General features: G+C 49.4%; 5 protein-coding genes. 3 read left to right on the forward strand and 2 right to left on the reverse strand.

The annotated features are described in order from the left end of the window. Positions 1-22 precede the first annotated feature (22 nt). A complete protein-coding gene (locus tag QUA00_RS27595) occupies positions 23-1,585 on the reverse strand; it encodes a pentapeptide repeat-containing protein (RefSeq protein ID WP_333104756.1) in 1,563 nt (520 codons plus the stop codon). Between the two features lie 96 nt (positions 1,586-1,681). Further along, on the reverse strand, positions 1,682-3,244 hold the full coding sequence (locus QUA00_RS27600; protein WP_333144116.1) for a pentapeptide repeat-containing protein: 1,563 nt from the start codon (positions 3,242-3,244) through the stop codon (positions 1,682-1,684). A 38-nt stretch (positions 3,245-3,282) separates the two neighbouring features. Here QUA00_RS27600 and QUA00_RS27605 point away from each other — a divergent pair, with 38 nt between their 5' ends. The 3 genes from QUA00_RS27605 to QUA00_RS27615 all read left to right on the forward strand — a co-directional run bounded on the left by QUA00_RS27605 (position 3,283) and on the right by QUA00_RS27615 (position 7,840). After that, positions 3,283-4,122, forward strand: a complete 840-nt coding sequence (locus QUA00_RS27605; protein WP_333411850.1) for a prephenate/arogenate dehydrogenase — start codon at positions 3,283-3,285, stop codon at positions 4,120-4,122. A gap of 67 nt (positions 4,123-4,189) precedes the next feature. After that, positions 4,190-6,025 (forward strand): APC family permease, encoded by a 1,836-nt coding sequence (locus QUA00_RS27610; protein WP_333411851.1) that lies wholly within the window; start codon positions 4,190-4,192, stop codon positions 6,023-6,025. Positions 6,026-6,376: 351 nt separating this feature from the next. Then, positions 6,377-7,840: an RtcB family protein gene (locus QUA00_RS27615; protein WP_333411852.1), complete on the forward strand. Its 1,464-nt coding sequence runs from the start codon at positions 6,377-6,379 to the stop codon at positions 7,838-7,840. Positions 7,841-7,964: the final 124 nt, after the last annotated feature.

Below are 7,964 nucleotides of genomic sequence, written 5' to 3' on the forward strand. Positions count from 1 at the left end.
ATTTCAAATTAATTTATAGTATTTACTCACCGAGCTGATAAAAGCTTTTGACAAACTCAATGACCGTATTTAGCGGCGGGGTGGTAAATCTTTGGGCTTTAATTGCAGGACTGATAGAGGTTTTGTTGACTCCGGGCAAATTTGTCAAGTTTCTGCCAAAATCTGGGTGATAGTGAATCATCAAAGTTTCGGCGCTGGAGTTAGCCAGTACAGTTTGGGTAGGCGATTGGAAAAAACTTGACATCGGTTCGCGATCGAGGCGAATCGGCTGAATTTTCATTTCCCCTATTTTTCTCATTGTTTTGGTCAGGGCGACGTTTAATTGCACTACCATATTTGAGACTCTGACGCCCAGGTTATTACCACTTTGGGGTTGAATCATCTTGATCAGAGTCATCAAATTTTTCTGAGTAAATGCTGCATCACTAAAGGGAATAATCGCCACGAAAGCTGTGGGAAATAGTTGATCGTCCTGCTCTATTCTAAATGATATGATTGTGCGTCGGGAATTAACTTCGATACTGGGAGGATGGTTCAAAGCAGGGTATTGACGGGCTATTTGGCGGTAGGTAGCTGCCAGGACAAAGTTAGCATCCGGGTCGAGGGGTCGATCGACAATAATTTGAACAGTCGGCGGTGTAGCATTGAAAAACCTTTGAGATTCTTCTGGGGTAAAGCGCTGAATGTGGCTGCGATCGCCGTTAGGACTGAGGTCAACCCAATCGCAGGTAATGTCATCTGCTTTCACATCAAACCTAGACACCGCGTAAATTTTTGCCCCCGTCAGGGCCGCCCCCGTCAAATCTGCGCCCACCCAATCAGCGTGAATCAAATTCGCTTGAGTCAAATCCGCGTGTACCAGAGTAGCGTTCAACAGATTGACATTGCTCAAATTTGCCCCGTACAAGTTGGCCCCGCTCAATCTCGCTTCATCGAGGTCAGCACCGGTCAGGTTCGCCCCGCTGAGGTCAGCCCACCGGAGATTAGCGCCTCGCAAGTCAGCGCCGCTGAGGTTGGCCTGAGAGAGATTAGCTTGTCTGAGTTCGGCATTGCAGAGGTTGACTCCTCGCAAGTCTGCCCTGCTGAGGTCGGCTCTGTGCAAGTTAGCCCGTTCCAAGTTGGCCGCGGTTAGGGAAGCGCCTCTAAGGTGAGCCCCGCTGAGGTCGGCTTGCTCTAGATTGGCTTCTCTGAGGGTTGCTTCTCTCAAATCTGCTTCGCTGAGGTTTGCCCCGCTCAAGTTGGCACTGCTGAGGTTTGCTCGGATCAGTTCGGATCTGATCATTGTAGCTTCGACGAGTTGGGCTTCGCTGAGGTCGGCTCGAATCAAGTTAGCCACGTTGAGGATAGCGCCGCTGAGGTTGGCTTTGTGGAGATTAGCACCGCTGAGTCTGGCAACATTGAGTTTGGCTTTTCTCATGTTGGCGTTTGACAGATTGGTGCCGCTCATGTTGGTGAGGCTCAAGATTGCCTCACTGAAATTAGCCCCGCTGAGATCGATCCTGCTGAGATTTGCCTCGCAAAGGAGAATGGCAGTAAAGTCTCTTTCTCCTGCTGCATATTTGGTGATGAGTTCTTCGGCATCCATGCTTTTCAATTTCCCTGATGTGTTAGCTAGAACAAAGCTTTGTTGTGCCAACCTTTAAACTAGAATAAGCATTTTCTGTAACTTGATGCAATATGCTTAAACATCTATATTGTGGAAGCCTTTTATAAAATCCAAAATGCTACTGATATTAGTTTGAGCCAATTTTGTGCTTTCGGCTAACTTACCAGAGGTTGAGTTACTTGGGTCGTATTTTTTAATCAGGCGCTTGCCGAAGGCTGGGTGGTGATATACGCTGAGTCTTTGGTCGCGGGAATTAATTAAGAGCATTTGTGTAGGAATTTGAAAAAAATTGATGCTTTCGCCGATTTTGGGAAAAGAACTGGAAATTTTGATTTGGTCTACTTTGCTGATAGCTTGGTTGAGAGCTTTGCTGCATAACTGGACGTGTTTAGATTCTTTGACGTTAAGTTTGCCTGCATCGTGGGATTGAATCATTTTCATCAAAGCTATTAGGTTTTTTTGAGTTATGGCAGCGTCGTTAAAAGGAATGATGGCAACGTAAGCGGTGGCAAATAATTTATCGTCACTGTCCATTTGAAAGGCGAGTACGGTGCGCCTGGAGCTGACTTCGATCGTGGGAGGCTGACTTAAACTCGGGTATTGTTGGGCAATTTGGTAATAAGTTGCAGCTAGTGCAAAATGAGCGCCTTGGTCTAAGGGCGAGTCAATCACAATCCGAACTGTGGGCAAGGTTTCGTGAAAAAATTCCTGGGTTCCTCCCGAGTTCAACCAGTAAATTTGGCTGTGGTCGCCGTTGGGGCTGAGATCGACCCACTTGCAGGTCATGCCTTCGGTTTTGATGCCCAGCCGCGAAACTGCGTGAAGTTTGGCTCCGGTTAAGGTGGCTCCGGTTAAGTCGGCTCCAATCCAGTCGGCGCGAATCAGATAGGCATTTGACAGGTCGGCGTGAACTAAGCTGGCATTCAGCAAGTTGGCGTGGCAGAGGTCGGCTCGGCTGAGGTCGGCACCGCTCAATTTGGCTTCGCTGAGGTCGGCCCAGCGGAGATTGCAGCCGCTGAGGATGGCCCAGCGCAAATTGACGCCGCTGAGGTCGGCGCCGCTGAGTACGGCTTGAGTGAGGTTGGCTTGTCTCAGTTCTGTGCCTCGCAAGTCGGCGCCGCTGAGGTCGGCTCGGCTGAGGTCTGCTCCTTGCAGGTTGGCTTGTTCGAGGTTGGCTTCTGTCAAGCACGCGCCGCTGAGGTGAGCGCCTCGAAGGTTGGCTTGAGCGAGGTTGGCTCCTCGAAGGGTGGCTTCGGTGAGGGTGGCGCCGCTGAGGTTTGCGCCGCTGAGGTTTGCACCGCTGAGTTCGGCTCTAATGAGCTCGGCTCTGATCAGTTTGGCCCCTGTGAGTATGGCTTTTTTGAGGTCAACTCGCACTAGGTAAGCGACGTTGAGGTCGGCGTCGGTGAGGTCGGCGCCGCCTAGATGAGCGCCGCTGAGTCTGGCGATGTTGAGTTTGGCACCTGTGAGGTTGGTTTTGCTGAGGTTGGCTCCGCTCAGGTTTGCTACACTCAGATTCGCACCCTTGAGGTTGGCTCCGCTCAAGTTGACGCCGCTGAGGTTGGCCTCAGTCAGGTTGATTCCGGCAAAATCTCTTTCTCCGGCGGCATATTTTTTCAGGAGTTCCTCGACTGTCATGGGGGCGGCACCGTATCAAATATCCCCATTTTATTGCTATGAATATCGGTATTGTAGGACTGGGTTTAATTGGTGGCTCGATCGGGCTGGATTTGCGATCGCGCGGGTTTAATGTTTTTGGGGTTTCGAGTCGGCAGCAGACTTGCGATCGGGCGCAAGCTCGCGGTGTTGTCAATGAAGCCAGCATAAACCTGTCTCTGATGGCAGCAGCCGATGTGGTTTTTATTTGCACGCCACTGGGGTCGATCGAGCCGATCGTCCGAGAGTTGGTGCCCTATCTTTCCCCTGATACTATTGTAACCGATGTCGGTTCCGTAAAAACACCCATAGTACAGGCTGTGTCTCCTCTGTGGCCGAATTTTGTGGGGGGACACCCGATGGCGGGGACTGCTGAAAGCGGAATTGAGGCGGCGGTAAAGGATTTGTTTGTGGGCCGGCCTTATGTGGTGACGCCGACTGCCCAGACGCCGACGCTTGCGGTGGATAAGGTTGAGGAAATTGCGCGGTTGCTGGGTGCGTCGGTTTACCGGTGCGATCCGATCGAGCACGATCGAGCTGTGGCTTGGATTTCTCATTTGCCGCTGATGGCGAGCGCGACGCTGCTTGCTGCGTGCGATCGAGAGGGCGATCGGGATATTGTTAATTTAGCCCAACATCTGGCGAGTTCGGGTTTTCGGGACACGAGCCGGGTTGGGGGCGGCAATCCCGAGCTGGGAGTGATGGTGGCCAAGTACAATCGAGAGGAATTATTGCGATCGCTCTCTATTTACCGCGACAGTCTCGACGAGTTCATCAGCGATATTGCAGCCGAAAATTGGGAAGCTCTTGAACACAAGCTGAAACTGACTCAACAAGCAAGACAGAATTACAAATTGTGAGCCAAAAATTACTTAAAACCGTTCCCGTCTAGACTATGATTTGTGGACGCCTATATATTGAGTTTCCATGTACGCTTATTCTCGGATCAAGCGATTTTTACTGGGTGAATCTCTCCCCACTAGCGCATCTATTCATGAACGGCTGAGCAACGCTACTGGACTAGCTGTTCTGGCTTCCGATGCACTTTCGTCTGTTGCCTACGCTACTCAAGAAACTCTGCTGGTACTGTTACTAGCGGGGAGTAGCAGTTTGAGTTTATCGCTGCCTATTTCTGGAATTATTATTTTACTGTTGGCGATCGTGGCGCTGTCTTACCGACAGACAATTAAAGCGTACCCCAACGGCGGTGGAGCTTACATTGTAGCGCGAGAAAACTTGGGTATTTATCCTGGTTTAATCGCAGCAGCTTCCCTGATGATTGATTACATCCTCACCGTAACAGTCAGTATTTCGGCTGGGGTGGCAGCCTTGACTTCAGCAGTTCCCTCGCTGCACCCCTACACAGTCGAACTGTGCTTATTTTTTATTGTCCTAATCATGTTTGCCAATCTCAGGGGATTGCGGGAATCTGGCAATATATTTATGGTTCCCACTTATGGGTTTCTGGTGGGGATTTTTGTTTTGATTGGCTGCGGTTTATTCCAACAGGCAACAGGTCAGGTTATGCCGACATTACAAAATATTCCAGCTAAGGAACCTTTGGGATTATTTCTGCTGGCGCGCGCCTTTGCGGCGGGCTGTACTGCCCTGACAGGAGTTGAAGCCATATCAGACGGGGTGTTGGCTTTTAAGCCTCCTGAATGGAAAAACGCGCGCCTGACTTTGAGCTATATGGGTGGAATTCTGGGAGCGATGTTTTTGGGGATTAGTTACTTGGCTCATATTTATCAGGTGATTCCTACAGAACATGAAACGCTCCTTTCTGTGTTGGGAAAACAGATTTTTGGTGTCGGTATATTTTATTACTATTTGCAGGCAGCAACTCTGTTAATTTTGCTGTTGGCTGCGAATACGAGTTATGCTGATTTTCCGCGACTTTGTTATTTTTTGTCGCGGGACGGTTTCTTGCCCAGGCAGTTGTCGCTGTTGGGCGATCGACTGGTTTATTCTAATGGCATTAATCTGCTCAGCTTCTGCGCTGCTCTTTTAATTATCATCTTTCGAGGCAATACGAGCTCGGTGCTTCCCCTGTATGCGGTTGGAGTTTTCACTTCTTTTACTCTCTCCCAATCTGGAATGGTAATTCACTGGTTTAAGGAACGAGGTAAAGGTTGGCAAGTTAGTGCTGTGATGAACGGTATTGGTGCAGTGGCAACAACGGGAGTTTTGGCTGTAATTCTCGCTACAAAATTCCTTTTGGGAGCTTGGGTGGTCGTAGTAACTATTCCGATCGTAGTTAGTCTATTTTTAGCTATTCACCGACACTATCGGTATGTCGCGGCTCGCTTGAGCATTCAGGGAATAGAACCGAGGTCTTATCTTCGCAGACCTAGAGTTAAGACGGTGACACATCCGGCAGTGGTGTTAGTCGGGCAGTTGCACCGGGGAACTTTCGAGGCCCTTGATTACGCTCGTTTAATCGCTGATGAAGTTGTGGCAGTTCACGTGGATATTGGTTTGACCGATCGAGAAAAATTACAATTAGCTTGGAAAGATTTGCAGTCTGATATTCCTTTGGAAATTCTGGACTCGCCTTACCGTTCTGTTGGTGAGGCTTTGACTCACTTTTTGACTTTGTTTGAAGAGCAGCGACCGGGAGTATATTTAACGCTGATCATTCCGGCTTTTGTGACGCGAAATTGGTGGGAGGGACTTCTGCACAATCAAACTGCTTTCTTTTTGAAAGCGGCTTTGCGGGCTAAAAAAAGTCGGGTTGTAACAACGGTGAGGTATTTTCTTTAAGTAGGGATGGGCAACCACGGGGGATTGCCCCTACTTCCTCGCAATTAAGACTGGAATGCGGTCGGACACGCTGGTCCAAGAAACCCGGTTTCTTCGCAAAATCTTTGGTTTGGATGCGATTTTCTAGGCAGAAACTGGGTTTCTGACACCGCTTGGTAAATCATCTATATTTATTAAAAAATCAATCAAAGGGTTGACATATCAAAAATGATATGTTATAAATTGAGTCATTAGAAAAGTTGCCTTTCAACTTATCTTGAAAAAGATTGCGGCTGCTGAACCCAAGTCTTTTGTTCCTAAAAAATCTCTTCAACTCTTGGGGGTTGCTATGCAATCCGCAACAGACTATTTATGCAGCAGCCAAAAAACTTGAACAGGCTTTTGCGAGCTTTGTCTCGGCAAGGTCTTGATGTTAGCTACGACAATAAAGTCTACTCGATTTGTCTCAATAGTTCTCTGAAAGAACAGTGGCAAGATGCCGATGCCCCAACAGCAGAAGTTTTGCTCCCAGAGGATTTTCCGGTGGAAGCAAAGGCGCTCAAACAGTTAGCAAATTTGGCGAATGTTCGACACCCTCAAGGTGGTTGCGTTTGTCGCGCTTGCGCTACTCCAGATTTCCATCCGGGGGATGCGGGGGTGGCGATCGGCTCTATTGTAGAAACAGCAGGAATGGTGATTCCGGCGGCTACCGGTTCTGATATCAATTGCGGGATGCGGTTACACGTTGCGGATTTGTCGATCGAACAATTCCTCAGTCAGCGCGATCAATTTGTAGAATTGCTCAAAGGCGATTATTTTTTCGGTACTCGCGATGTCAGCATGACTGCAAAAACTGCTGGCGCGATGTTCCACCACGGGATTCCCGGATGGCTGGATGGTATGCTGGACAAGGCAACCGGCAGCGCGGCTAATTCAGATTTCGAGCAGTTGGCGACAGAGTGCAATCGCACTTTCCTCGGCGGTTCCATGAATGGCGATGTCAAATGGGCTCCTGAAGAATTAGTCCCAAATGACGGCTTAGTCAGGGATGGCGGCTTAGCTACCATCGGCGGCGGCAATCACTTTGTCGAAATTCAAGTGGTTGAGGAAGTTGTCGATCGAGCTACGGCTTATACTTGGGGTGTTCGATCGGGACAAATCGCTTTCATGATTCATTCCGGTTCGCGGAATGTCGGCAAATACATCGGCGGAATGTGGCGCGATCGAGCTTGCGACGCCTGGCCGAAAGCTCTGAAACATCCTGAATCCCGGCTTTTCCCGCTGTCTGTCGCAGCAAATCCGGAACTTGTGAACAGCTACCTGCAAGCGGAAGCAACCGCCGCTAACTACGGTTTTATCAACCGTTTGCTGCTAGCAGAACTTCTGCGGTTGCGTTTGCGACAAGTTTTCGGCGATGTGGAAGCTCCCTTAGTATACGATTTGCCTCACAATCTCACTTTAGCGGAAGGTGCCGGCTGGGTAACGCGCAAAGGCGCTTGTCCCGCACATTCTGGTCAGCCTGTAATTGTACCGGGTTCGATGGGCGCGCCGTCTTATTTGCTGGTTGGGAAGGGGAACGATCGATTTTTGCGATCGGCTTCTCACGGTGCAGGAAGGGCGCGATCGCGCTTCGATATGAGTCGCAAAGGTGTTGACAAAACTGACTCCGCTTTGGGATTAACTGGCGTAGATTGCATTACCTTGCGCGAAGAACGCAGAATCGAAGAAGCACCGGCCGCTTACAAGCCAATTCAACCAGTAATTGACCTTCAGGTTGAGGCACAAATAGTTGGTGTAGTCGCTAAACTGAAGCCAGTGTTAACATTTAAAGCGTAGCCTGGGGCTATTTCTCCGTTTTCAATAACTGGTGTCTAAACCAGGCGAAAAGCCCGTTCTAAAAGACAATTTCTTAGTTGTGGAACGGGCATCTTGCCCGTTCGGAACAGGCTAAAAGCCCGTT

It is taken from the genome of Microcoleus sp. T2B6 (assembly GCF_036700475.1).
Taxonomy (GTDB): domain Bacteria; phylum Cyanobacteriota; class Cyanobacteriia; order Cyanobacteriales; family Microcoleaceae; genus Microcoleus.

What these genes read in the sequence shown, in the direction of transcription:
- QUA00_RS27600 (WP_333144116.1), bottom strand. Translation starts at nt 3,244, where the DNA reads ATGACAGTCGAGGAACTCCTGAAAAAATATGCCGCCGGAGAAAGAGAT.
- QUA00_RS27605 (WP_333411850.1), top strand. Translation starts at nt 3,283, where the DNA reads ATGAATATCGGTATTGTAGGACTGGGTTTAATTGGTGGCTCGATCGGG.
- QUA00_RS27610 (WP_333411851.1), top strand. Translation starts at nt 4,190, where the DNA reads ATGTACGCTTATTCTCGGATCAAGCGATTTTTACTGGGTGAATCTCTC.
- QUA00_RS27595 (WP_333104756.1), bottom strand. Translation starts at nt 1,585, where the DNA reads ATGGATGCCGAAGAACTCATCACCAAATATGCAGCAGGAGAAAGAGAC.
- QUA00_RS27615 (WP_333411852.1), top strand. Translation starts at nt 6,377, where the DNA reads ATGCAGCAGCCAAAAAACTTGAACAGGCTTTTGCGAGCTTTGTCTCGG.